This window comes from Streptococcus sp. HMSC072D03 (genome assembly GCF_001812855.1).
GTDB classification, from domain to species: domain Bacteria; phylum Bacillota; class Bacilli; order Lactobacillales; family Streptococcaceae; genus Streptococcus; species Streptococcus salivarius_D.
In genome coordinates this window covers 1-884 of record NZ_KV810695.1, presented here as the reverse complement: position 1 = coordinate 884, position 884 = coordinate 1, and the positions used below count along the sequence as shown (strand labels likewise).

At 36.7% G+C, this 884-nt stretch carries 1 protein-coding gene and 1 pseudogene; one reads left to right on the top strand and one right to left on the bottom strand.

Annotated elements, in window-relative coordinates:
- Nucleotides 1-245 (bottom strand): annotated as a pseudogene (locus HMPREF2877_RS11085) (hypothetical protein); the annotation flags it as partial.
- Here HMPREF2877_RS11085 and HMPREF2877_RS11080 point away from each other — a divergent pair.
- Complete coding sequence (locus tag HMPREF2877_RS11080; RefSeq protein WP_083306941.1) at nucleotides 235-486, top strand: LPXTG cell wall anchor domain-containing protein; 252 nt, start codon at nucleotides 235-237, stop codon at nucleotides 484-486. The pseudogene HMPREF2877_RS11085 and the gene HMPREF2877_RS11080 overlap by 11 nt on opposite strands.
- Nucleotides 487-884: the final 398 nt, after the last annotated feature.

Below are 884 nucleotides of genomic sequence, written 5' to 3'. Positions count from 1 at the left end.
GCAAGTACAAGCGCCTCAATGAGTGCCTCAACAAGTGCAAGTGAGTCCGCAAGTACATCAGCGTCACAGAGCGCCTCAACCAGTGCTTCAATGAGTGCATCGACAAGTGCCAGTGAATCCGCAAGTACCAGTGCTTCAACAAGTGCATCAGAGTCCGCAAGCACATCTGCATCGCAAAGTGCCTCAACCAGTGATTCATCAAACTCACAGATATCTTCAATGAGTTCAGAGCAATTGACAAACACTTCACTGATAATTAACACATCAGAAAGAACTAGTCTTTCTGTTAATGATCGCAATTCTGATAGTTTCGTTCTTAAGGCTAAGGCTGATAGACTTTTGGTACAACCAGAATCTAGGATGCTTCCTAAGTTTATTGAGAGAAGTAATCCACTTGCAGCGGTGTTAGGAGTTCTATCTACTGCAACTGGTCTTGCCTTTCTTGCTAAACGCAAGAAGGACGACCCAGAAGATGACAGTTTATAATTTTAGTGTTAGGTAGTCATCGTCAATTTTTTAATAAAACACCACTCTTATTAATACATTGTTAAATAAGGGCGGTGTTTTTTGCTGTCTAGTGATATTAAGATGAAAACTTTAGAAAGAAGTATTTATCTGATATGATTGGAAAAATCAGAATTTTTATTAATCTTACCAAGAGGAATTTTCCTTAATCATTTTTTTCGAGAGATATCATATTCTATCGAAAACTTTTCATTGTTATCATTCTGGGAGATCGCCCTTTCTTAGGCTTGTAAAAGCAATGTAGGAAAGGGCGATAAAAAATTCAAAAAAATAAGATACTATATTAGATTTTTTGGTTAGGGATATGATAAAATAGACAGTAATGTGCTAATAAACTAGCTAAAAATGAAAAGGTGTAT